The organism is Anaerophaga thermohalophila DSM 12881, from assembly GCF_000191885.1.
Taxonomy (GTDB): Bacteria; Bacteroidota; Bacteroidia; order Bacteroidales; family Marinilabiliaceae; genus Anaerophaga; species Anaerophaga thermohalophila.
In genome coordinates, this window is record NZ_AEWI01000053.1 from 1 (window position 1) to 26,395 (window position 26,395).

Consider the following 26,395-nt stretch of genomic DNA (forward strand, 5'->3'; position numbering starts at 1 on the left):
CGGGTTGACGGTTCCCCCTTTAGGGGGTCAGGGGGTGTGCGACTGGGTTCTGGGTTCCGGGTTCCGGATTTCTGGGTTTTGGGTCTGGGTTTTGGGGTCAGATGTTACGATTTGAATACTTAACACCTTTATTGTCAGACTTCGTCAGATATTTCATAAATTAGTTAATTTTCCAATTTTTTGGCACAAAAGCCTGCCCATTTGCCAAGCTTCAATATCTTCAAATCTTTTAATCGATGACATATTTCTTTTTTTTATTAGAATTAACTTGAAGATAATGAAATTAATGAATACTGAACTCAGAACTCAGAACTCAGAACTCAAAACTCAAAACTCTCCAGCCCCAGCTCTTTTCCTTTTTTCAACATAAACACGCGGGCTTCTTCATAGTCGTTGTGAATCTCACCTTCAAGAATGGCCTCTTTAATGGCCGATTTTATTTCGCCCACAGTCCGACAGGGGGGTAATCCGAAAGTTTTCATTATCTCTTCACCCGAGACAGGAGGCTGAAAATTTCTGATCCGGTCTTTTTCTTCTATTTCTTTCAGCTTTTGACGAACAATTTTAAAATTACGCAAGAACTTACGGACTTTAACTTCATTCCTGGAAGTGATATCGGCTTCACAAAGGGTCATCAGGCTGTCAATGTCATCACCCGCTTCGAACAACAACCGGCGAACGGCCGAATCCGTAACTTCGTCTTCACTAAGTACGATGGGACGCATGTGCAGTTCAACCATCTTCTGGACGAACTTCATTTTGTCGTTCTGAGGTAACCGAAGTCGTTTAAATATCTTCGGAACCATTTTCATACCCACGTGATTATGAGCATGGAATGTCCATCCCTGATTGGGATCGAAACGCTTGGTGCGTGGCTTGGCTATATCGTGCAAAAGTGCCGCCCAGCGAAGCCAGAGATCATCGGAGTGCAGAACCAGCTGATCCAGTACCTCAAGCGTATGGTAAAAATTATCTTTATGCCCGATGCCGTTAATCTTTTCAACTCCCTTTAAATCGTGCAGCTCGGGTAATATCATGGGGAGCAGACCGGTTTTTTCCAAAAGTTTAAACCCTATTGAAGGTTTATCAGCCATTAAAATCTTATTGAGCTCTTCGGAAACCCTTTCCATGGATACAATCTTCAATCTTTCTTTCTGAGCGATAATCCCTTCAAAGGTCTTTTCTTCTATTCTGAAGCGCAACTGAGTAGCAAACCGTACTGCTCTCAACATTCGCAAAGGATCGTCAGAAAAAGTCACCATTGGATCCTGCGGAGTACGGATAATTCCTTCTTCAAGGTCTTTCATCCCGTTAAACGGATCAAGCAACTTCCCAAACGTCTTTTTATTCAAAGACAGGGCAAGTGCATTTATGGTGAAATCGCGCCGGTTTTGATCATCTTTAAGAGTGCCGTCTTCCACAATCGGCTTACGACTGTTTCGCTGATATGATTCCTTTCGGGCCCCCACAAACTCAACATCCAGTCCCCTGTATTTAAACATTGCGGTGCCAAAATTCCTGAAAACACTGACCTTCACTCCACCCAATTTCTTTGCCACTTGTTGTGCCAATTCAATACCGCTGCCAACGACAACAACATCGATATCGGTGGTAGGACGATTGAGAACAATATCCCTGACAAAACCGCCGATAACATACACCTCTTTGTCACAGTTATCAGCAATTTCTGATATGGCTCGAAAAACCGGTGAGTTCAAATGTTGCTTCATTCTTATAAAATTAGTCTCAGTTATTGGTCTGTTGCCTGCCGGCAGGCAACCCGCTATTTTTTTATACATGCCCTTCCCCCCGGTGCAATCAAGTGGCGACAATTTTCTTTGTAAACAATGCGGCGGAACCAAGGAAAAATCAAAGTCCCATGCTTGAGTGCGGTCTAAAAATATATTTTTGTCAAAATATGCTTTTTAGACGGGAATCAACCATTACGCTCAAACATCTTCTTAACTCAAGTGTTTATATTGAAACGGCAAAATTACAATTAAAATCCCATTCGGGACAAGGGTTGACAAATCTTAAAGTTTTTGGCACGGTGATTGTATGAAAGTATTTACAAATTTAGATATTTTGAATATACCGAGAGAATTCATTATTTTTGCATCAGAATTTATTAAAAGCAACAAGAATTATGGTTGAATTTTTGACAAAAGAAACTTTCAAAGAAAAAGTTTTTAATTACGAGAACAACAAAGAATGGAAATTTGAAGGTGACAAACCTTGTTTGATAGACTTCTACGCCGACTGGTGTCAGCCTTGCAAGATGGTAGCGCCTGTTTTGGAGGAACTTTCGGAAGAATACGACGGGAAATTAGACATATATAAAATCGATACCGAAGACCAGCGTGAGCTGGCCGGAATGTTCGGTATCCAGAGTATTCCGTCGTTGCTGTTTGTTCCTACCGACGGACAACCCCAGATGGCACAGGGCGCATTGCCTAAAGACACCTTTGAGCGCGCCATTAAAGATGTTTTGAAGGTGGAGAAATAATCTCCCCTTCATTTTCTCTTTTTTACCAACATCAACAAGTCAACAATTATGAGGCATTACGTATCAATATTAATGGTTCTTGCTCTTTTTTTGGCTACAGGAACTCAAAATTTAAAAGCCGTTTCACCCGATGAAGATACAACAGCGGGAAATAACGTTATTACTTTAGACAAGACGGCTTTTATTGAAAAGGTGTTCGACTATGAAAACAACAAAGAATGGGTTTATAAAGGGAATAAGCCGGCTATTCTGGATTTTTATGCCGATTGGTGCGGTCCCTGTCGTAAATTATCCCCATTGTTGGAAGAAATTCAAGGCGAATACAAGGGGAAACTTCAGGTTTATAAGATAGACACTGAAAAATCGCGTGAGCTTTCAGCTGCTTTCGGTATTCGTAGTTTGCCGACTATTGTGTTCATCCCGTTAAATGAAGAACCAAGAGCCGTTTTAGGATACGTTCCCAAAGAACAATTGACGAAAATAATCACTGAGATATTAAAAGTGTCGAAATAGTATTTATCACTGATTTGATTTATTATTTGTCAAAACAAAAGCCGGTGCCGCTAATAGGTATCGGCTTTTTTTTCATCCCTATATAATTTATTTATGAAGGTCGGATGGAACTCGCATGCAATAACTTATACATATTCTGATTGTGGGAAACTTTGCCATGCTCGTTTCATCCGTATAAAATTAGTCTAAGTTATTGAAATGATGCAATTTATTATGCTTTAATTGATATAAGATTCTTCGCTCCGCTCAGAATGACAGACTGTCTAATGTCATTCTGAGGAGGTAACGACGAAGAATCTGTTCCCTGTTTTTGGTTTCTTAGATGATTAGAAGTTAAATGATGTTGATACATGTTCTGTTGTGACAAACCTTATTATGCTCGTTTCATAGAGTGATTAACAATTTATAGTCTTTTGCGCCCTTTGATTGATAATGTTTTGCGCCTTTTGCGTGGAAAATTTTACCAACACCTCAAAATAATATTTAGCCTTATGCCAGGTTAAGTAATAAATAATGTAAGTATCTGCTTTTACGGGATAAATTATTAAATTTCGTACCAGAAAAATTTTCTGATGAAACGAGCATGACAAAGATTGCCTTAATAGATTATTAGATTTTTAGATATAAGATTTAAGATGAAATGAAACGAGCATGGCTAAGTTTGTCACATAAGAACATGTATAAAACTCAATCATGCGAGTTCCATCAGACCAATAACTTAGACTAATTTTATACGGATGAAAATGACGGGCTTTACCTCAATAAAGACAAATATAAATTCTTGCATGCGAGTTCCATCCGACCTTAATAATTAAATTTTATACGGATCAAAAACGAATTTTTCACCGCAATTATCAACCTCATACGTTACACAAATGGAAGAGAACCCAAACAAATCAGCCAATTATGCACTATTGGAGGAACGACTGAAGCGACTGGATCAAAAACACTTCGACTGGCAGGCCTGGAAGAAAGGAACCCTTCTGGTTCTGGAAAAAATTTTTGGTCCCGACAGTTTATATGTAAAAGAACTGGCCAATACCGATTATCAGTACAACAGCTGGTCGTTGCGTGACACTGCCGGCAGCGAGGACCCTGTTAAGGAAAGCGTCAGGGAGTTGCTCCGGATATGCATTACTGATGCAGCCAGTCAGGAACCGAAAAAAGCCGCAACACCCGGAAAAAACACAGCAGAGGTCAAAGAAATTCTAAAACAATTTTTCGACGGTGCCACTTTGTCAGAAATTGAAAAAATTGCATCGTCCGATACGCCGTCTATGACAAAAGAAGAACAGATACAAAAAATAATTTCCGACAAAATTCCTAAGTATCAGACGGCATTGCTTGGGAAAATTTTGTTGTGGGTAGCAGGGTGAAAAAGCAAATAAATCCCCATCTGAAAAGGACAAATCAACAGGAAATAAAAGCCTAATAGTGCCGGTAAAACAGCGGAAATTACATCCTCTCCGGAACATCAATGCCCAAAAGCCACATACCCCGCTTAATGGTTTTGCCCACAGCATAAGTCAGTGCAAGACGATTGGCTCGAACGGCTTCGTCTTCTTCATACACGATGGGTAATTCGTGGTAAAGCTGGTTAAATTCCCTGGCCAGATCGTAAACATAGTTAGCTATCAGTGCCGGATTGTAAACCTCACCAGCTTCTTTTACTATCTTAGGGAAATTCCCGATAATTTTTAGCACTTCAGCCTCTTTGGGGGTCAGCGAGACATCTCTGACCAGATTGTTCAATGAAGTATCGATGCCTTTTTCGTTGGCTTTCCTGAAAATGGACTGTACTCTGGCGTAAGTATATTGGATAAAGGGCCCTGTATTTCCGTTAAAGTCAATCGACTCCCGGGGATCGAAGGTCATATTCTTTTTGGGGTCAACTTTCAGAATAAAGTATTTCAGTGCCCCCAGTGCAATGATGCGATAAATACGTTTGGCCTCTTCATCCGAATAGCCATCGAGTTTTCCCAATTCTTTAGACATCTCGCGGGCGGTGTCTATCATCCCGGCAATCAAATCGTCGGCATCGACAACAGTCCCTTCGCGCGATTTCATTTTCCCTTCGGGCAACTCAACCATGCCGTAACTGAAATGAACAAGGTCTTTGCCCCATTCGAATCCCAGGCGGTCCAAGAGGATAGAAAGTACCTTAAAATGATAATCCTGTTCATTCCCTACTACATAGATCATTTTATCGATCTGATAGTCTTCAAAACGCATTTTGGCAGTCCCAATGTCCTGGGTCATATACACCGAAGTCCCGTCCGATCTGAGCAACAGTTTTTCATCCAGTCCGAAATCCGACAAATCGGCCCAAACACTGCCATCCTCTTTCCGATAAAACAGTCCGTTCTCCAGCCCTTTAAGAACCATTTCGCGCCCGACGGTGTAGGTTTGCGACTCGTAGTAAATTTTGTCGAAGTCAACACCCAAAGCTTTGTAAGTTTCATCGAATCCTTCGTAGACCCATTCGTTCATTGTTTTCCACAGATCAACCACCTCCGGGTCGCCTGCTTCCCAGGCACGCAACATATCACGGGCCTCCTGCATGAGGGTGGATGTTTTTTCTGCCTCCTCTTTCGAAAGGCCTTTCTCCATTAGCTCAGCGAGTTCTTTTTTGTACTCCTGATCGAATCTTACATAAAAATCACCAACCAGATGATCCCCTTTCTTTCCTGAAGACTGAGGGGTCTGACCGTTGCCCCACTTTTTCCAGGCCAGCATAGATTTGCAGATGTGTATGCCACGATCGTTAACGATATTGGTTTTCACCACGCGATTGCCATTGGCCGATACAATGCGGGAAAGAGAATAACCCAGCAGATTATTTCTGATGTGACCAAGGTGTAAAGGTTTATTGGTATTGGGTGATGAATACTCAATCATAAATTGAGGGGAGTCCTCATCAGGCTCAGTAAAACCGTAGTTTTCGTCATTCACTGCCTCTTCCAACACCGAAAGCCAGTATGAACGGGATAAAGTAAGATTCAGAAAACCTTTTATTACATCAAATGTGGCAATGGAAGAAAGCTGCTTTTTCAGAAACTCGCCAATCCCGGCACCTGTATCTTCGGGCTTTTTACGGGATATGCGCAATAGCGGGAATACTACCACGGTGTAATCTCCCTGCTGATCTTTTCGTGTCAGCTCCAGGGATACATTTTCTGCTTCAAAATCGGCCCCGTACAACTCTTTTATGGCCCGGGCAACGGCCTCTTTAATCTGCTGTTCTATTCCCATTATGATGATTTTATTTGGTCTGTTTTATATCCTGTTCCCATTTTAGAAAGGCGAAAGAGAACAGGCAGAAGAATAATGTTCCTGTTACCACCTGATTGCTATTAATCAGTAATTTTGGCGCAAAGATAACAAAACGAAAGGAAAGCGGAATAATATGGTTGGTAAAGAAAATTTGTGTTCTCCCGTATAAACAGGATTGCAAATCCTGAATTAAGGCAACGCGGATTACCGATCGGCTTTGCCGCTTTGCTCTGCAAAGAAATCCGTGTTAGCATTTCCGGCAAATTTTGGTAATGAGTATAGTATAAAAAACCTTCAAACTGCTGATTTTCACCATCTTTGCCCCTGCCCCTTAAAGGGAGCTGCTAAAAATCAGCAGTTTGAAAAAGTCCCCTTTAGGGGATTTAGGGGTCAAAAGGCTTTTCAGACTGGCCTCAAGAATGAATTTGGCAACAAAGATATTTTTTCAGACCGTGCTCATAATTTATTTTCTTTTTTGCTCATTTATTCCAGATAGGTATATCCATACAACCCGGATCGGTAATTAGACAAAAATTCTTTCCCTTCTTCTGCGGAGATGACGCCTTTTTTTACCGATGACATAACCCATGTTTCCACGGTACGCACCATTTTCTTGGGACTATACTGAACATATTCCAGTACCTCAGCCACAGTCTCACCGTCGATGATCTGATCTATTTTGTAGCCGGTTTCATCAACGGAGACGTGCACCGCGTTGGTATCGCCAAAAAGGTTGTGCATATCGCCCAAAATTTCCTGGTAAGCGCCCACAAGGAACACACCGATGTAATAAGGTTCGTCTCTTTTTAACTTATGAACCGGGAGGTAGTATGAAAAATTGCGGGTGGCAATAAAATTATCAATCTTACCATCAGAATCACAAGTTACATCCTGGAGGGTAGCCACGCGGTCGGGGTTTTCGTTGAGCCGGTGAATCGGCATCACGGGGAAAATCTGATCAATAGCCCAGCTGTCGGGCAAAGACTGAAACAAAGAAAAATTGCAAAAATATTTGTCGGCCAGAAGTTTTCGGAGATTTGTCAACTCATCGGGGACATGTTTCAATTTAGAGGCCATATCGTGTACTTCACGTGCAATGGACCAAAACAACCGCTCCACCTGACCTCTTGTTTTTAGGTCGATGAGACCAAAACTGAACCGGTCGAGCGCTTCTTCCCTTATTTGCTGGGCATCGTGCCATGTTTCCAGCATTTTGGGTTGATTCAGTGTATCCCAAAGCGCATAAAGGTCTTTCACCAGGTCATGATCATCTTCAGAAACTTCTTCATCCTCATCCCATTGCGGAACGGAAGTAGACTCCAGGGCTTCAAATATGAGCACGGAGTGATGGGCCGTGAGCGAACGGCCCGATTCGGTAATGATATTGGGATGTGGAATTTCGTGCCTGTTGCTGGCTTCTACCATTGTATAAACTGCATCGTTCACATACTCCTGAATACTATAATTGATACTGCTCTCGCTGTTGGCCGACCGGGTGCCGTCATAATCGACGCCCAAACCGCCACCGACATCGACAAACTCAACACTGAAACCAAGTTTATATAGTTCAACATAGAATTGGGAAGCCTCTCTCAAGGCGTTTTTTATTCTCCGGATTTTGTTGACCTGACTGCCAATATGAAAATGCACCAATTTAAGGCAATCTTTCATTTTATGTTCCTCCAGATAATCCAATGCCTGGATTAGCTCACTGGAAGTAAGCCCGAATTTACTGGCATCGCCTCCTGAATCTTCCCATTTTCCGCTACCGGAACTTGCCAGTTTAATACGAATGCCCAGATTGGGACGAATCTTATGTTTGCGTGCAATGCTGGCAATGAGCTTCAACTCATGTAATTTCTCAACCACCAGAAAAATACGCCGCCCCATTTTTTGGGCCAGAAGTGCCAGCTCAATATAGGCTTCATCCTTATAGCCGTTACAAACAATCAAAGAATCACTGTCTGTATTGGTGGCAATAACGGCATGTAATTCGGGTTTTGAACCGGCTTCGAGTCCGATGTTAACCTTTTTCCCGTGTCCGACAATTTCTTCGACCACGGGTTTCATCTGATTGACTTTAATGGGATAGATGATAAAATTCTGCCCCTTATATTCGTACTCTTCGCTGGCTCTTCGGAAACAATTCTGAATGGTTTCGATCCGGCTGTCGAGAATATCCGGAAAACGGATCAACATGGGGGCTTCGACATCCCTCAGGGTAAGCTCGTCAACCAGTTCTCTAAGGTCAACTTCCACGCCCTTGTCACGGGGTGTAACCACGACATTACCTTTCTCATTGACAGAAAAATAATTGATTCCCCAGCCGTTAATATTATACAGCTCTTCTGAATCTTCAATGCGCCATTTTCTCATTTCGATAGCGATGTTCTTTTGGATTTTTAAAATGAATAACCTGCTCCAACCCTGGCATTAAAACCTTGCATAGGGTATCCTGCCCACGGGTAATATTTCGATGCAAATATATTCTGAATTCTTCCAAAAAAATGCAATCGCTTATTTAATTGATAATTTGCACCCAAATTAAAATCGGCTACCGACTTAAGGTTCTTTACGCCATTGGCTTGCGTGGGATCAAATGCTTTTCTTTCCCCTACCACATTAAAAGAAGCATCAAACTGCCATTCTTCATTGTAAATATACGCAGCTCTTATGCCAATTTCCATTTCGGGTTTGTGCCAGGGATGATCCAAAACATCCAATTCCCAGCCGTAATAAACGCCCTTAAGAATAATATCCAACTCCCGGACGGGACGAACTAAAAACTCACCGGTTAATGTAAGTAACGTAACATCATCATATATTACATCAAAAAGATTACTCAACCCGGGTTCAGTCGTTGTCCCGAAAGGTTCAAAAGTGCGGTTGACAAAAAAATGTTCATCTTCGATAAACTCATAATCGAGCCGGGCAGTAAACGAGGTAGCACTGCTAAAATTACCTTTGACACCGGCAAAACCCCGAATATTGGTAAAAGCCGGTTTTACCAATACATCGGGGGACACAAACGGGTTTTCTGCCATGATGTCGCGATAGCTGTTGTGATGAACTTCACCCGTCATTCCCAAAAAAGTTGAAACAACACCTTCGGCAATCACTAAATCGCCCTTGACATGTGGTGATAAGTAAAACTCCTCAGTATCAGAAAATTCCCCGGTTACATTCACGCCCAGTTCAACGTTCAGTTTGTTACCCGGAATAACCACTTTAGGATTGGCTGTCAGAAAAACCTGCTCCCGGTCTTCAAAAACAAACAATTCGGGGTTTTCATTCTCACCGGAAGGAACATTTACCTTACGGTAAATACCTCCCCCGTCAACAAGAAGAGAAAGGGCCCCGAACGGGATATTCAAATCTCCGCCGAGCGAGAAGCTGTTTTCTCCAACGTCGGTAAAGTTGTTAAATCCATTGTAATCAAAGTTGAGGTGATAACGTGTTTCCCTAACATCAGACTGTTGACTGAGAAGACCAAAATGGAGGTCAAAGGCGGTCTGACGTTGTTTTTTGTCCGGCATCATATCCTCACCGGACACATTATTTCCGGTTCTATCGCTAATGTAGAAACCCTCTTCGGTATTAACCGTGTTAAAACCGTAATACCGGTAAGCATACCGATCGAAGTTCAGGTCTAGTTCCAAAGTCTTATCATCAAAAAAGTGGCGAAAATACAAACCTCCAAGGGTACTATGATAGGGAGCATCAACAGATTTGCCGTCTTCCAGTTCCAGGTCTCCCCATGAGGATTCCTGCTGCAAGCCAAGTGAAAAGGCATATTTTTCGTTGCGTGTCAGATTATAGAAGATATCGCCAAACAGAAGCTGATAGTTACCCAACCCGCCGCGGACATACGAAGAATAAAGGTCCCGTGGCCTTTGCCTTGCAAGTCTGGCCGCCTGCATAGGTTGAATTTCCGGAGTACCTGGTAAAGCATGTCCCACAAGATTGTAACTAAATTCCGGAGTGAATTCAAGCGTGTCTTCCCGTTGGGGCATAAGATTGATTTTCATGGCATCCGAAACGCTGGGGTCATATTTCCGCTCTACCCGTACATCTTTACTCAAAGGTTGCTGTGAAAAAGCATTCACCCCGTAAATGAAAAGGGTAAAAATCAGAATTATATTTTTAAAAACCTTCATATTTCAATAGATAATTAGATTTTTAGATATCAAATTTAAGACCTTTGCTGTCTGCCGACAGAGGAGAAAAAACTGACATACTATTTCTTTGCCTCTTCCAACTTTTTCAGTTCTTCCAGGCGTTTATCGGCTCTTTCCTGAATGTCGTCATCACGACCCTTATAATTTTCCAGTAAACTCTCAATATATTGTCTGGCCTGGAATAATTCACCCCTTTTTTGATAGATATCGGACAAAAGAAGGAAGCATCTTGCCATCCAATATTGGTGGGGAGTTCCCACATTCACAAAATCAAAAATTTCTTGTTCCGCCTGATCAATATCTCCACGGTCGAAGAGTATTTGTGCTACCCGATAACGAGCCTCGGCACCCTCGGGAGAACTGGTATTCTCTTTCAGAACCTGAAACTCATCAAGGGCAAGTTGTTTTTCGCCCAATTCCAGGTGGGCTTCTGCTTTACGGAACCGGGCTTCCCGCGCCACTTCGGGCGAAGTTTTTGGGTCTTCCAGCAGGCGCTCGGCCAACCTTGTAACATATCCGGGTCGATCATCCAGTTTTACCAGGCAGCGCATCTGGCCAATCAAGGCCTCTCTTCTTAATTCTTCTTCATTGGCCTCATTTTCCAAACGCTCAAAATAGCCGAGGGCATCTTTGTAGCGTTCCTGTTGATAGCTGATACGGGCAACTCCCACAAGGGCATCTTCCATGAAGATGTTCCCGGGTCGACTGGCCACAAATTCGAAGGAGCGACGGGCATTTTCATAATCTTTATTACGAAACTGACAGTCGGCTTTGTAAAAATGAGCATTGACCGCGAAGCGTCCATTGGGAAAGTTCTGCAAATAAGCCTCAAACTGATTGATGGCTTGCAAACATTTACCCTGCATATACAATTTTTCGGCAGTAACATAGGAAAGGGAATCCTCCTGGCGCTTATCTATGCTTGCAAATCCTCCAACCTGTCGGGTATAATTTATATATCCGTCGGCATCGTTGCGGTCGAGGTAAATATTTTTTATTCCCAGCAAAGCATCCTCAGCCTCAGGTGTGCCGGGAAATTCATTTACAACACGTTTATAAAATGCCAGCGACTGATCAAAGTCACCACTATTATAATAAAGAAGGCCCAACTGTAACATAGCCTTTTTTGAGAAGTTGGAACGCGGATAATTCTCCTTAATGGTTTTAAAGGTCCTTATTGCAGAAGGCAAATCATTCAGCGCAACATAAGAACGTCCCATCTCATACCACGCATCGTCCACGTAGGTAGATTCAGGAAATCGTTCCACCAGCTCTTCCAACTGTTTAATTTTGCTGCGATGGTCTTCCGCAAGTCCCAGGGCAAAAGCTTTCTGATACATTGCATAGTCGGCAGAAGAGCCGGGCATATTTGTTGCAGCTTCATAATAGTGAATCGCCCGTGCAAAGTCGCGTTCCATGAAAAAGCAATCGCCAATGCGGCATAATGCATCACCCAACATGGGAGACTGGCGATCGCCCATCAAATTTTCGTATTTCCTGAACCACGACGCCGCTTCGGAATAATTTTTCTGTTTAAACCACGCATATCCTATATTGTAATGTGCGGTTTTAAACTCATCAAGCTGGTAGGAACCGGCAGTATGAATAAAAATGTCATAATTCTCAATGGCTTTATCGTATTGCCCGAGTCTGTAACAGGCTTCTCCCATCCAGTAATAGGCTTTAACCTTCATATCGCGGTTGTATTCCCCGTATTTCAGGCTGTATTGCAGCATGTCGATGGCTTTATCAAATTGAAGATTGGTAAACAGTTCAAGACCACGGTGGTAGGCAATCCGCTGAAGGGCCTGATAGTTTTCGGCAGGTTTGTTTTTCACCTGCTCCAGAGCTTCAAGTGCCTGCTGATAGTTACGGGTAGTTAACAGTGCCTGGCCAAGGTATTGCCATGCCTCATCGATGTAGGCACTATTGGGGAAACGATCTATAAACTGCATAAAGCTGTCGATAATCTCATTAAAGGGAGAAAACGACAGTTCATAATTCAGTTTGATATAATTAAACATTGCTTCTTCCGTAATAACTTCATCAAAGCGATATTCAGAAGCTGCTTCAAAAGCGACTCGTGCCCGTTTCTTGTCATTAAGCTTCAGATAACAATCGCCCAGATGGTAATAGGCATTTTGTGCCATGGCATCATCTTTATCCGTCACCCTGGCAAGTGCTTCTGCGGCCTGTGCATACTTTTTCAGATGATAATAACTCAACCCCAGATGATAAAAATCCTGTCTCGGGGGTTCATTGGTCAATTCGACCGCAATGGCAAGATATTCGGCTGCTTTTCCGTAATCTGAAAGGGCATACCACGCATTTCCCACAACTCTGGCCATATCGGCTTTACGAACCCCTTCAGCCTCTTCTGCAAGAGGTGCGCCATAATCGATGGCCTTTTTATATTCTTCCTGCAAATAATAAATTTGTGCGATGTAGAAAGGAACTTCTTCACCGAATCCCGGCTCACCTCTGAGTTGCTCAAAAACTTTCAGGGCAGTATTATAGTTTTCCTGTTCGTACTGAATATGAGCATAATAATAATTAGATGCCCCCCACCATTCACCATCCACATCACGTATCTCTGAAAAAGCCGGTAGTGCCTGATCATATTCTCCTTCCATAAAATGGCAGTAGGCCGACTTAAAGCGGAAATCGTAGCGGGCTTCACGGTTAAGTTTACGGGCTTCAACATACCTGTAGTTGCGCAGGGCCCGACTGTACTTCCCATCTTCATAATCCATATCGCCCAGCCGTTTATATACATACGGACGCATACCACTTTCCGGAAAATCAATCAGAAAAGCTTTCAAAAGGTCCTCTGCATCTTCATTTTCCAGTTTTGAAGCCGCCATGGCCACGTAATAGGCCGATTCGGCCCTCAAATTGCTTTGTCCGGGAGTAAATCTATTCTGCAGGTCTGAAAATATATCGCGGGCTACACCATACCGCCCGTTGCGATAATGTCCGAGGGCTTCGTTAAAAAGTCGCTCGGACTGCCGACTGTCGTACGACTGCTGCCCGACAGCCTGAGACGAGATAACAATAACCAGTAGAAAAACCCACAGGGTACGTTGTTTTGTCATGGTATTACAAAATTGAAGTATTCAAAGTTTTCTGCATTCAACTCAATTTAAGAGCCATCAGGTTATTTAAGACAACGAAAATAGAGAAAATTTGGTGTATTTCCAGATAATTTAAGAATTTAAAAAAGAACGACAGAATAACCCTGAAAAATTTAATTGGAAGAAACGATATTTGTTTAATAAGTCTGTATTACAAACCATCAGATTTTTAAATATTAAATATAAGATAAATGCGATGGCATTGAAAATCAGAATCTTAGGACGAATATCCTTACAAACACAAACACCTGATTTCAAGATATTTGAAAAAGTTTAAAGGACTATTGTTTGGAACAACACTAATACATACCTTTGCAACCATAAACGGGGGTGCCCAACCATTGGCTGAGATCATACCCTTAGAACCTGAGACGGGTAATGCCGGCGCAGGGAGTCGACTCTCCTTTTGTTCACATTCCCGATTTATTAGTTTTTAGTTTATAGTGATTAGTCAATAGATGAGTGCAGTATAAAAAGCATATTTTCGTCAAAATCCAGGCGTTTTAAATTTTTGCACCGAAGTTAACTTGCTGTTAATTAGGATGCATAAATTTAAAAACAACAACGAATTTGGCAACAAAGATGCTTTTTAGACCGGGCTCATAGATGTTTATTACATCCCTTTGCCTCTACTGACTATTGACTAACCACTATCCACTAATCACCAACCACTAATGAACCAACTACAATGGGGTGCCTGAAAAAGGCTGAGATCATACCCTTAGAACCTGGCCGGGTAATGCCGGCAAGGGAATGTATGATGTCTTCAAACACTTTCCTCATTGCAGTTTAATGTTTGATTGTTAAACTTTAACTGCTTTGTTATGCAAAAATTTTTGATGGTTTTGGGACTGCTTTTCTTTTCGGTCCCAATGTTTTCGCAAAATGAATTACGCGGAGTTGTTTACTCCGAAGAACAAGAACCGCTGGCCGGTGCATCAGTATTGTTGAATCCGGGAAATCGTGGCACTGTAACCGACGAGCATGGCCGGTTCCGGTTTTCAGATGTTTCCTCAGAGCGTGTTGAGATCACGGTGTCTTTTCTGGGATACCAGAAATGGCAACAAGTCGTTAATCCCGAAAAAACCGGTGAATTGGAAATTATCCTTAAACAAAAATCCCAACTGACCGGGGAAGTAGTGGTAACCGCTTACCGTGCCGGCAACCGGACGCCGGTAGCTCATACCGATCTTGGCCGTGAAAAACTTCACGCCGGCGGTGCCGGAAATGACATTCCGTCTCTTTTGAAACTGACACCATCGTTGATCACCACATCCGAAAGCGGCATCGGACTAGGGTATACCAATCTAAGGATACGAGGTACCGATCCTACGCGAATCAACGTAACCATGAACGGAATACCGGTGAACGATTCTGAAAGCCAGGGTGTTTTCTGGGCAAACATGCCCGATTTTGCCAACTCGGTAGAAAATGTTCAGATACAGCGCGGTGTGGGAACATCGACCCAGGGACCTGCTGCTTTTGGAGCAACCGTAAATTTCCAGACAACCACGAGCAATGCGGAACCTTATGCAGAACTTAACTCCACAGCCGGCTCCTTCAACACTTACAAAAACAGCCTTCGCTTTGGAACAGGACTGATCAACAATAAATTCTCATTCGAAGGCAGATATTCACGACTCAAAAGTGATGGCTACATACACAACGCTTTTTCCGATCACCAATCTTTTTACCTTGCGGGAACGCTACACCTTAATAACAGCTTTCTGAAAATGATTGTTTTGCATGGCGACCAGCGTACCGGCATCAGTTGGTGGGGAGTGCCGCAGGAAATGCTGGAAACCAACAGGCGATACAATCCGGCAGGTGTTTTTACCGATGAATATGGCAATGACCGATATTACGAAGACCAGACCGATAACTACAAACAGACACATGCACAGCTGTTTTACAGCATGGCTGCCGGCGAACGGTTTCATTTTACCGCCGCCTTGCACTACACACGGGGAGACGGCTTTTATGAACAATATAGAGAAGCCGATTCACTAAAATATTATGGATTACCTGCACTTATTATTTCAGATCAAACCATTGCAACCACCGACCTTGTGCGCCGAAAATGGATGGGTAACGATTTTTATGGTGCCACTGTATCGGGCAATGTTGAGCTGTCTCCGGGGACCAATCTTACTTTTGGGGGCGGATGGAACCAGTACGACGGCGACCATTTTGGCCGACTGATCTGGATGCGGTATGCCGGAAAAACCGAAAAAGAGTACGAATGGTATTCCAACAACGGATTGAAAACCGATTATAATGTTTTCACCAAATTCAACTGGCAGATAAGTCCGCTGCTCAGAATTTTTGCGGACTTGCAATACCGTGGCATCAATTATGAAATGACGGGCGATGATGATGACCTGAGAACATTGGAACAGGAGCATGATTTCAGCTTCTTCAATCCCAAAGCCGGCGTTTATGTTACTCCTGCAGACAGGCACAGCATTTATGCTTTTGCAGGAATCTCTAACCGCGAACCCACACGTACCGATTTTAAAGAAGCCAACAAAGACCCGGATGCCACCCCAAAAGCGGAAAGATTATACGACCTGGAAGCAGGTTACAATTATGAGTCACCCACTTTTTCGGGAGGCATCAACTTTTACTACATGCATTACAAAGACCAACTGGTACCAACGGGCGAAAAAAGTAATGTCGGTAACGATATTATGACCAATGTCGAAAAAAGCTATCGTGCCGGCGTTGAGCTAATGGCAACCACCCGTCCGCTATCATGGATAGACTGGGACATGAACATCACACTCAGCCGTAATATTATCCGTGACTTCGTGGAAACATCCACCAACAGTTACCCGGTGATAGTAGATGGCGAAGAAGTCTGGAAAACAGAAACCATAACCAGAGAACGGGGTGATACCGAAATAGCTTATTCACCATCGGTTACTGGCAGCAGCAGGCTGTCAGCAGAGGTAATTAAAAATCTGAAAGTTTCGCTTCTCAGCAAATATGTTGGCGAGCAATATTTCGACAATACCGAAAGTGAAGCACGTAAACTGGATGCTTACTTTGTGAATGACCTTCAATTCACCTGGTCATTGTTCCCAAAACCGCTAAAGAACATCGACCTTCAGCTGACCATCCACAATGTACTTGATCACGAATACGAAACCAATGCTTATGGCGGTAACTGGTATGAACAGGGACAAGAATACACCTGGGCCTATTATTATCCCATGGCCGGAAGATATTACATGGGGCAGGTGGTGATAAGATTTTAATGTTGTATCCGTCATAAAAAACGTATCAGGAATCACTGATTTTTGATACGTTTTTTTGCAAAAAACAACACCAGTGTTTTATCAAACAGATTCGTGAGCGGTCCGCGCGATGATTTCATCAGTATAAAATTAGTCGAAGTTATTGGTCGAATGGAACTCGCATGCAAGAATTTATATTTGTCTTTATTGAGGTAAAGCCCGTCATTTTCATCAGTATAAAATTAGTCTAAGTTATTGGTCTGATGGAACTCGCATGATTGAGTTTTATACATGTTCTTATGTGACAAACTTAGCCATGCTCGTTTCATTTCATCTTAAATCTTATATCTAAAAATCTAATAATCTATTAAGGCAATCTTTGTCATGCCCGTTTCAAAAATTTAAAACAACAAAGAGTTTGGCAACGAAGATGCTTTTTAGACCGGGCTCATCCAATGCATTTAAGCAAGAAAGCCTATGGTAAATCCTCCATTCAGCATTCAGCATTCAATTTTATTCTTGTCGGATGATCCCCACTCTAAATCTCGGATCAATTGGAACAGCAACTTCTCCGTTACTTCTTCAAAACATTTTCGAATTCCTCCCACAAGTTGTCATTTCGTGGAACAGGTGCTTCAATAACAACCGGTTCTTTTTTTACAGGATGCAGAAATTCAATCCGTCTTGCGTGCAAGGAAATGCCACCATTCGGATTGGAACGGGGAAAACCATATTTCAGATCGCCCTTAATCGGGCAGCCAATTTTTGCCAACTGACAGCGTATCTGATGGTGACGACCGGTTTTTAAATCCACCTCGAGTAGGTGATAATTGGCTGAACTTGATATTAACCTGTAATGAAGGACGCCTTCTTTAGAACCGGGCCGTTTTTTAGGTAAAGCATAAGACTTGTTTTTTTTGCTGTCTTTCAGCATAAAATGTCTTAATTCTCCCTGATCTTCCGGCGGGATTTCTTTAACAACGGCCCAGTAAATCTTTTTTACCTCCTTTTCCTGAAACATCTTGTTCATTCTGCTTAACGCTTTGCTGGTACGGGCAAATAAAACTACTCCGCTGACAGGACGGTCGAGTCTGTGAACAACCCCCAGGAAGACATCGCCCGGCTTGTTGTATTTCTGTTTAAGGTAGGATTTCACTTTGTCGCTCAGGGGTTCGTCTCCGGTCTCATCACCCTGTACCAGGTCCGAACCGGTTTTATTGACGGCAATCAAATGATTGTCTTCGTACAGTATTTCTAACTCCATATCCGTGCTGTTAATTGGTGTCTGTCCATAAAATACCATTTACTGTGTTACCCTTGTCCGAAAATTACTCATTTACGAAACGAGCATGGCAAAGTTTGCCACAATAAAACAAAGCGTGCGACAATAACATGCTTTTATGCCGCACCCATAAATCAATATTGCTCTCTCTCATTAGGGAAATCTCCCGTTTTCACATCCTCTACATAGTTTGCTACAGCACCCGATATCTCGGCAAAAAGATTGTGATACCTTCGCAGAAACCGAGGAGAAAATGCCTGGTTTATACCCAACATATCGTGAAGGACCAGCACCTGACCATCCACCTGGTTCCCGGCTCCAATGCCGATCACCGGAATTTTTAACCCGGAAGCAACTTCCCCGGCAAGTTTGGCGGGAATTTTTTCCAAAACCACCCCAAAACATCCGGCTTCTTCCAAAAGGTGTGCATCTTCAACAAGCTTTTTGGCCTCTTCTTCCTGACGGGCACGGACAGTATAAGTCCCGAACTTATGAATCGACTGTGGTGTCAGTCCCAGATGGCCCATTACAGGAATTCCGGCTGAAAGAATTCTTTTCACCGATTTGATAATTTCAACACCTCCCTCAAGCTTTACAGCATCGGCAGCCGTCTCCTTCATAATACGAATGGCTGATTGCAATGCTTCACGACTGTTTCCCTGATAGGAGCCAAAAGGCATGTCAACTACCACAAGAGCAGTCTTTACACCACGAACAACAGATGCTCCGTGATATATCATCTGATCGAGAGTGATGGGAATTGTAGTTTCCCAACCCGCCATCACATTCGATGCCGAATCGCCTACCAGGACAACATCAATCCCGGCCTGATCCACAATACTGGCAAGAGAATAATCGTAAGCCGTGAGCATCGATATCTTCTCACCTTTCATTTTCATCTCACTTAAAACGTGAGTGGTCACTTTTTTCGGTCTTTCATTTGCAGCAGACATAATTCAACTTTTTTTATATCCAAATGGCAAAGTTACCACTTTTCCTGAGGACACAATCTTTATGGATGACCGGATTTGCAAAAGATTATCGCATACAAGGATTTATACGTTTAGGCCATAATCGCAACAAATTATTATTTTTGTGGCGACATATTTATTGTTCATGACTCAAATAGGAAAAATAAACCGGCTACCGGTACTGGAAATTTCTCAGTTCGGGGCATTTCTTGACGGAGACAACCTCGGGCAAATACTGCTTCCCAACCGTTATGTTTCGCGAGAGCTAAAAATTGGAGATAAAATCAATGTATTCATTTATCTTGACTCCGATGACCGGCTTGTAGCTACAACGGAAAGGCCAAAGGTAATGATCAATCAGTTTGCCTGGCTCAGGGTGGTCTCCGTTACCAATGTCGGGGCTTTTCTCGATTGGGGGCTTCCAAAAGATCTACTTGTTCCTTTCAGAGAACAAAAACAAAAAATGCAGGAAGGTAAAAGCCATCTCGTTTATGTTTACCTTGACGATGCTACGAAAAGAATTGTTGCATCGGCTAAGATCGAAAAATTTCTGGATAATGTTTCCCCAAATTACAAGCCCGGAGAAAAAGTTGAGCTTCTCATAGTGGGACCTACGGATTTGGGATACAAAGCTATTATTAACCAAGCGCATACAGGATTAATCTATAGCAACGAAATAAAAAGCCCTTTAAAAGAAGGACAAAAAGCCACAGGGTACATAAAACGGATTCGTGATGACGAAAAAACAGACATTTCTCTTGAACCACTGGGATTAAATGCTATTGAAGACAATTCGCAGAAACTGCTTACCGAAATGGCTCAAAACAATGGCTTTTTGCCGCTAACCGACACATCGGCAGCCGAAGAAATTAAGCTCACGCTGGGAATGAGTAAAAAGGCTTTCAAAAAAGCGGTGGGAATGCTCTATAAGAAAAGAAAGATTATCATGGAAGAGGATGGCCTCCGACTCATTCGATAGCTCTCTTTTTCAGCTCAACCATAACAGGTAAATGATCACTAAATCCGCCCAGATAACTATATCCGGCATAAGTTCTGAATGGTCTGCTTCCTGGGAAACCGGGATCATCTTCAAGAAGAAACGGAGCAGTTACAACATGCATCACCGAATCTGTAACTGCATAACTACTATCATTGAGTGACTTCAGAAGTGATTCCGAAACCAATATCTGATCAAAACAGTTCCATTCGTGCCGGTGTTTTATGGTACCGGGAACATCGCCGGCAATATTACAGGCGAGATTGACAAGTCCTTCCCCATTCTCCGAAGGTTTCCGGCTTATCAGCCTCATGCTTTCATTCCACGGGTTATCATTGAAATCGCCCATCACAATTATTTTGGCACCGGCCGCATCAGAAAGGATGGAATCACAAATATTCTTCAACGTTCTGGCTGCGATCATGCGCTTTGACAGGGTTGTGCCTTCGCCACCCCATCGTGAGGGCCAGTGATTAACCATGATATGCAGCGTATCGCTATTGTCAAGTACGCCACTAACGTAAAGAATATCCCGGGTAGGCCGGGAATTCTCCGGCATCTCAACAGCGAGAGGAAAAGCATCCAATACGCTGAAACGATCCCGGCGGTATAGAAGAGCTACATCGATTCCCCGTTGATCGCGTGACTCAAAATGAACAACTGAATAATTAAACCGGTCCAGTCCTGTCTCCCAAATCAATTCATTCAAAACATCGCGGTCTTCTACTTCGCATAACCCCACGAGAACCGGAGGATTCCATTTTCCGGAAAATAAAATGACCCTCGAGATGTTGACCTGTTTCTCTCTTTTTCTGCTATGCGTCCAGTGACGCGGCCCGTCAGGCAAGAACTCATCATCGAGCTTTCCTTCATTCTTCGCAGGATTAAAAAGATTTTCCACATTATAAAAAAGGATATTGGCTGTTTCGTGAGTCTGAGAAAGAATGATTCCACACGCCAAACAGAAGTACAGAAAAATTAATAATAAGAAGCGGGCCATTTTTTAGGGATTAGAATTAGCGGCTTATTTTCCCTGCTTTATGGACAGAAATTAATTACTACTTATCAACTCTCTCATAAGCACCAAGGTCCGGCGCCTTATCCTTTGTACGGGAGTTGCCGAGAATATCTTCTGGATAATCTCGTCCCACATCCCATGCACCTGCATCGCGAGCAACAGAAACAGAATCAAGTTGATAATCATACTTATTAATATCTATAAAAGCAGGTTCTTCATTAAAGAGAACACCCTCTCCAAATGCATGAGACCAGGCTGTTATAGCTTCATCCCGCACTTTCAGAAGCGTATGATCAAAATTAACATTGATCCATTCAGCAAAATCCTTGTTCTCATCAATTTTGAAGTCAAGTTTTAGTTCATTGTCGTTTCTACCGTAAACAATGCAGTTGTAAAAATTAGCAACGTTGAGCGTATAAGGCCACTCTTTACCATTGGCATCGGTATAATAGTTGGAAATAACCAGAGCCGGTGTACTGCGATAATTCCAGGTAAAATAATTGGCAATGGTACAATGATAAAATTTATAATCCCCTCCTACCGTTAATGCCACAGAAGCACTACCGCAATCACCAAAAACCGAATTGGATGCAACGATAGATGAATTCTGAGCAATCAGTCCCTGTGATGCAATATGCTCAATTCTGACATTGTTGAGATACAGCGGGGGGTGCTCCTCCTCAATTCCAACCGAGTCAACAACAAGCCCCATCGTGCTATTGCTGATGACGGCATTATTGATTACATGATCCCTGCTGCCCGGCATCAACTGAATGTATCCCCATTGACCGGGTTTATCCTTGTACCACTCATCCAGTCTGTCGCTGGTAAAAATAACAGGCTCATCCACTTCACCATTAACCTGCAATGAGCCAAACACTATCAGAGAGGCATCCTTATGGAAATGCAATTTTGTTCCCGGCTCAATAGTCAATGTTTCAGCGGTATCTACTACAACCCAGTCGTATATCAGATAAGGCTTCTCATTGGTAAAGGTCTGCGTTTTTAGCGTCTCTTTTCTTAACGGAATCACGTTTTGCCCGTAAGCCAGTAAATGTATGGTGTAAATCTGATCACGGGTATAAAAAAAGATGGAATCGGAAACAACAAATGGTGAATTTTCTGAAGTAGGATTTACATTCACTTCAACAAAAACAAATAAACTGTCGTTTCCGCGAACCGGAACATCATGAACCATACTTCCGGCTGTTCCGTTTACATTAAGAATAAAATCCGAATCATCGCCCCCCGCAAGTTCAACGGCATCAATTATCACATCTTCCTGTACCGGGTTATAAACCCTGAAGTTTTGAGTGACAGACCCGACTGAAGTAAAGACCGTATCAAAAGCCACTGTATCGGTACTGAAACTCAATTCCTGGCTGCCTCCCTGCAAAACATACTCTCTTTCACACCTCCAAAAAAGAGTGAAAGAAAGGAAAAAGAGTATTATGGAAAAGCGGAAAGCCATATAAAAAAATTAACCTTTTGATTTCAATTACCGTGTCAAATTCTAAAAGTGTCTTTTTGCCAATCTCTTTGTTGCAGAAGATTTTTAAATCCTCATTAACAATCACCTAACTCCGGTTCAAGAATCACCCGCGTCCCGACCTTGACAAAAACAGCTCTTTTAGGACCTGATTTATAATCTAAATTTCTTACTTTGCATTCTCTTCTTGCACACTTGCAAAATAAGCAAGTATTCCTGAAAACACAAAGTTTTTTTTATTAAAGACCAACTATTTTTTACAAATATTAACAATGAAATTGTACGTTTGTTTTATATTTAAGTTTCAAAATGTGATTTTTTCAAAAAACAATTGTTCAATTACAATAACATATAAAGCAGGGACTTAATCAATAATCGTCAAAAATATATCCCGTTTTAACCAAAATTTCCACATGTCAACAACAAAAACCACGCCTGAAGATTTCGACAATTTTTTTTCAGGGAAGCCATACACCTTCGATAAGGTGGTTCGTATGCTCATTGCAGGACTAATAATTACCGGTCTGGTTCTTTTGGTCCGTTATTTAAGCAACGTACTTATTCCCTTTTTTATTGCGGTTTTGCTTGCCTATCTGATTGATCCGCTGGTCTGTTTTGTGCAAAAAAAAATGCGTGTAAAACATCGCGGCACTTCGGTAATTTTGTCACTATTGTTTCTGACCCTGATTGTTTCATTGATATTATGGTGGCTTATACCACAATTTATCACAGAAATGCAAAAAATGACCCAATTGATAAAATCGTATCTTCAGAATACCTCATATCAGGATATTTTACCTCCCGCCCTCGATCATTGGTTGCGTGACCTGTTGGCTCAACAGGAACTCCAGAAGCTGATCAATACATCAGACATTACTGAAATGCTTAAGGATATATCGGAACCAATATTGAAAATATTTTCAGGATCACTGAGCATTATATTCGGAATACTTGGCTTACTGATTATTATCCTGTATCTGGTTTTTATCCTTATCGACTATCCAAAACTGGAATCCTCCTGGTCCAAACTCATTCCAGCCAAAATCAGACCCCTGACAGAAGAGGTTGCGGAAGACCTGAAACTTTACATGCGTATCTATTTCAGGAATCAGTTTCTGATAGCTATGACCGTCGGCATTCTAATGGCAACAGGTTTCAAGATTATTAATTTGCCTATGGGAATTACTCTCGGCCTGTTCATCGGAGTCCTCAACATCATTCCCTACCTCCAAATGGTTGGATTTTTGCCGGCCATACTTCTGGCCCTTCTCAAGTCGATGGAAACCGGAGACAGCTTCTGGCAAATACTTCTTTCGGTTTTTGTCGTAATCGCCATTGTACAGGTTATCCAGGACACCATTTTAGTCCCCAGAATTATGGGTAAAGCTTACAATATCAATCCAGCCCTCATTTTGTTATCGCTTTCAATATGGGGAACTATTATGGGATTACTGGGCATGTTGCTTGCACTTCCCCTTACCACGCTTATTATTTCATATTACAGACGTTTTGTAATAAGAGAGTCTGCACAATCAGACCGCCTGGCTGCCAACCACAATAAAAAGGATTAGTTTGCTTCCTTTACTCTGCCCAAACCCGAAATATTGGTATATACTTCAGCCGGTTTTCCTTTATAATTCACGGTACAGGCACCAGACAGGTCAACATTCAGTTTTTCTGAAGCAAACACTTCAGCCTTTCCGGCACCGGATAAATTGAGACTCAGGTCTTCGGCAAACAAGTCAAACGCCGAAATCTTCCCTGCGCCCGGCATATTAAGGTCAACTTCTTTCACTTCTCCTCTCAAATTCAGATCGGTGGCACCTGCAAGTTTCCCTTCAAGCCGGTCTCCCTTTAAAACCATATCCATTTTTAAGGCACCGGCGCTTTCTATATATAATTCCTCAAATACGAAAGGTTTTTCACTGTAAAATTTTGCAGATGCTATAACACTAATTCTTCGAAGGGTGGGAGCCTTTATAGTGAGCTCAACAGGCGGATTGTCCTTCCAATTGCCCCTGTCCATTACATTTATTTTCAAAACCCCGTCAACAACCTGGGTAATTACCAGACTTTTCATCTCTTCATTTCCGGAAATCTCAAACATACACGAGTCTGAATTTTCCAGTTTCACAATGTAGTTGCCATCTAATTCCAGCGCATTAAATTCTCCGATGGCTCTTTCTTCGGAAACAAATGTTTCGTCTGAAAAAGAAGACTGTCTATCGTATACACAGCCTGAAAGACCAAACGGTGCAAGCAAAACTGTCAAAACAAAAATTTTACGATACATAACTATCCTCCTCAGTTTTTTCTGAAGTATATCAGATTCCGGGCCAAAAACAACAAAGAATTAATTTCAAACATTTTACATTAATAACAAGGACAAAGTAATATCAAGAAAATGTTCATTATTGACAATAATATGTTCGTAAACGGACAAAAAAAGGGACCCTTACAGAGTCCCTCTTAATAAATAAGGTAAACAGACCATCTTCTGGTTAAAGCGGTGTGTCAGCCAAGCCTTTCCAACACAGCCATTACTTCTTTGACATGCTGACGACTGCTCTCAAGAAGTGCTTTTTCATCTTCGTTAAGGTCGAGTTCAATCACCTTTTCGATACCCTCCTTGCCAAGAATAACCGGTACTCCAAGGTAACAATCATCAATTCCGTATTCGCCTTCGAGTTTCACACATACAGGGAAAACACGTTTCTGATCGCGAACAATCGCTTCAACCATTTGGGCAGCAGCTGATCCGGGCGCATACCATGCAGAAGTCCCCATCAACTTAACCAACTCTCCACCTCCGAATTTTGTACGTTCAATAATTACATCAAGCTTTTCCTTTTCAATCAGTTCGGTAACAGGGATACCACCAACGGTTGTATACCTTGGCAATGGTACCATAGTATCACCATGTCCTCCCATTAGTACAGCCTGAATGTCTTTGGGGGAAACATTTAATGCTTCAGAAAGAAAAGCTTTATACCTGGCAGTATCAAGAATACCGGCCATGCCCATTACTTTTGAACGGGGCATTTTTGATGTGATATGGGCCTGGTAGGTCATTACATCAAGGGGGTTGGAAACAACTATTATAACTGCCTCCGGAGAATATTTAATAACCTGTTCGGTAACAGATTTAACAATTCCCGCATTGGTTTCGATCAGATCATCCCTTGTCATTCCAGGTTTACGTGGCAAACCTGATGTGATAACGACAACATCAGAACCAGCGGTTTTTGAATAATCGTTGGTTACACCCGAAGTGTGTGTATCATACAGGTTTATGGGTGCTTTCTGCCAAATATCCAATGCTTTTCCCTCGGCCATACCTTCTTTGATATCAACAAGAATTACTTCATTGGCAATCTCACGATAGGCCAAAACATCGGCACAAGTCGCGCCAACATTCCCGGCGCCAACAACAGTTACTTTCATAAACTTAAACTTTTGAGAATTTATAAATTACTTTTTTCTGATGACTACTTTCACTATTATAAAATTGGTCTTTAAGGCTTAATGGAACCCGTCCCGGGTAATGGAGGGTTCGTTTCATGTCCATTTTTTCAGGGGGCAAATATAAACAAGCCATTTTAATTACAGAAAAATTTCTTCATTTTTTATATTGATTTAACACCATCATAACAGAGAAGGTTTTACAAGCCCTACCCAGGCAAACCCATCAGGCATAAGAGAGAATGCAAGACTTTCATCAGTATTTTATTTATTAATGTCGGATGGAACTCGCATGCAAGAACTTATACTTGTCTCTATTGAGGTAAAGCCCGT

General features: G+C 42.2%; 17 protein-coding genes and 2 riboswitches. Of the genes, 6 read left to right on the forward strand and 11 right to left on the reverse strand.

Annotated features, from left to right (window positions below; genetic code table 11):
• Positions 1–320: 320 nt before the first annotated feature.
• Entirely contained in the window at positions 321–1,730 is a 1,410-nt protein-coding gene (locus tag ATH1_RS0113620) for a CCA tRNA nucleotidyltransferase (protein WP_010422716.1), read from the reverse strand.
• 416 nt (positions 1,731–2,146) lie between these two features.
• On the opposite strand from ATH1_RS0113620, the gene trxA (ATH1_RS0113635) reads away from it, so the two are divergent.
• The 3 genes from trxA (ATH1_RS0113635) (at position 2,147) to ATH1_RS0113645 (ending at position 4,395) form a co-directional block, all read left to right on the forward strand.
• Positions 2,147–2,506, forward strand: a complete 360-nt coding sequence (gene trxA / locus ATH1_RS0113635) for a thioredoxin (RefSeq protein ID WP_010422722.1) — start codon at positions 2,147–2,149, stop codon at positions 2,504–2,506.
• 48 nt (positions 2,507–2,554) lie between these two features.
• Positions 2,555–3,019 (forward strand): thioredoxin, encoded by a 465-nt coding sequence (gene trxA, locus ATH1_RS0113640; protein ID WP_245531801.1) that lies wholly within the window; start codon positions 2,555–2,557, stop codon positions 3,017–3,019.
• Positions 3,020–3,894: 875 nt separating this feature from the next.
• Positions 3,895–4,395 carry a hypothetical protein gene (locus ATH1_RS0113645; protein ID WP_010422726.1) on the forward strand — a complete coding sequence of 167 codons (501 nt, stop codon included), beginning with the start codon at positions 3,895–3,897 and terminating at the stop codon, positions 4,393–4,395.
• A 79-nt stretch (positions 4,396–4,474) separates the two neighbouring features.
• On the opposite strand, the gene argS is transcribed toward ATH1_RS0113645, so the two are convergent.
• The 4 genes from argS to ATH1_RS0113670 all read right to left on the reverse strand — a co-directional run bounded on the left by argS (position 4,475) and on the right by ATH1_RS0113670 (position 13,565).
• Entirely contained in the window at positions 4,475–6,271 is a 1,797-nt protein-coding gene (gene argS, locus ATH1_RS0113650) for an arginine--tRNA ligase (protein WP_010422727.1), read from the reverse strand.
• A 504-nt stretch (positions 6,272–6,775) separates the two neighbouring features.
• Positions 6,776–8,668: a biosynthetic arginine decarboxylase gene (speA, locus tag ATH1_RS0113660; RefSeq protein WP_010422729.1), complete on the reverse strand. Its 1,893-nt coding sequence runs from the start codon at positions 8,666–8,668 to the stop codon at positions 6,776–6,778.
• 26 nt (positions 8,669–8,694) lie between these two features.
• The gene (locus ATH1_RS0113665; protein WP_010422730.1) at positions 8,695–10,449 is read right to left on the reverse strand and encodes a TonB-dependent receptor; all 1,755 of its coding nucleotides are present in this window, start codon (positions 10,447–10,449) and stop codon (positions 8,695–8,697) included.
• A gap of 80 nt (positions 10,450–10,529) precedes the next feature.
• Positions 10,530–13,565 carry a tetratricopeptide repeat protein gene (locus ATH1_RS0113670; RefSeq protein ID WP_010422731.1) on the reverse strand — a complete coding sequence of 1,012 codons (3,036 nt, stop codon included), beginning with the start codon at positions 13,563–13,565 and terminating at the stop codon, positions 10,530–10,532.
• A gap of 355 nt (positions 13,566–13,920) precedes the next feature.
• Positions 13,921–14,014: riboswitch (TPP riboswitch) on the forward strand.
• Between the two features lie 269 nt (positions 14,015–14,283).
• A riboswitch (TPP riboswitch) is annotated at positions 14,284–14,374 on the forward strand.
• Between the two features lie 54 nt (positions 14,375–14,428).
• On the opposite strand from ATH1_RS0113670, the gene ATH1_RS0113680 reads away from it, so the two are divergent.
• Positions 14,429–16,864, forward strand: a complete 2,436-nt coding sequence (locus ATH1_RS0113680; protein ID WP_029164129.1) for a TonB-dependent receptor — start codon at positions 14,429–14,431, stop codon at positions 16,862–16,864.
• Between the two features lie 553 nt (positions 16,865–17,417).
• Here the strand turns inward: ATH1_RS0113680 and ATH1_RS0113690 are convergent.
• Positions 17,418–18,107, reverse strand: a complete 690-nt coding sequence (locus tag ATH1_RS0113690; protein ID WP_010422735.1) for an RluA family pseudouridine synthase — start codon at positions 18,105–18,107, stop codon at positions 17,418–17,420.
• A gap of 152 nt (positions 18,108–18,259) precedes the next feature.
• Positions 18,260–19,078: a 3-methyl-2-oxobutanoate hydroxymethyltransferase gene (gene panB / locus ATH1_RS0113695; protein WP_010422737.1), complete on the reverse strand. Its 819-nt coding sequence runs from the start codon at positions 19,076–19,078 to the stop codon at positions 18,260–18,262.
• 142 nt (positions 19,079–19,220) lie between these two features.
• Between panB and ATH1_RS0113700 the strand changes: the two genes are divergently transcribed.
• Entirely contained in the window at positions 19,221–20,075 is an 855-nt protein-coding gene (locus tag ATH1_RS0113700) for a CvfB family protein (protein WP_245531802.1), read from the forward strand.
• Here the strand turns inward: ATH1_RS0113700 and ATH1_RS0113705 are convergent.
• Positions 20,065–21,093 (reverse strand): endonuclease/exonuclease/phosphatase family protein, encoded by a 1,029-nt coding sequence (locus tag ATH1_RS0113705; RefSeq protein ID WP_010422740.1) that lies wholly within the window; start codon positions 21,091–21,093, stop codon positions 20,065–20,067. The genes ATH1_RS0113700 and ATH1_RS0113705 overlap by 11 nt on opposite strands.
• 58 nt (positions 21,094–21,151) lie before the next feature.
• The gene (locus ATH1_RS0113710) at positions 21,152–22,582 is read right to left on the reverse strand and encodes a hypothetical protein (RefSeq protein ID WP_010422742.1); all 1,431 of its coding nucleotides are present in this window, start codon (positions 22,580–22,582) and stop codon (positions 21,152–21,154) included.
• 431 nt (positions 22,583–23,013) lie between these two features.
• Here ATH1_RS0113710 and ATH1_RS0113715 point away from each other — a divergent pair, with 431 nt between their 5' ends.
• Complete coding sequence (locus ATH1_RS0113715; protein ID WP_010422744.1) at positions 23,014–24,171, forward strand: AI-2E family transporter; 1,158 nt, start codon at positions 23,014–23,016, stop codon at positions 24,169–24,171.
• Here the strand turns inward: ATH1_RS0113715 and ATH1_RS0113720 are convergent.
• Positions 24,168–24,893 (reverse strand): head GIN domain-containing protein, encoded by a 726-nt coding sequence (locus tag ATH1_RS0113720; RefSeq protein WP_010422746.1) that lies wholly within the window; start codon positions 24,891–24,893, stop codon positions 24,168–24,170. The genes ATH1_RS0113715 and ATH1_RS0113720 overlap by 4 nt on opposite strands.
• A gap of 221 nt (positions 24,894–25,114) precedes the next feature.
• Entirely contained in the window at positions 25,115–26,044 is a 930-nt protein-coding gene (gene mdh, locus ATH1_RS0113725) for a malate dehydrogenase (protein ID WP_010422747.1), read from the reverse strand.
• Positions 26,045–26,395: the final 351 nt, after the last annotated feature.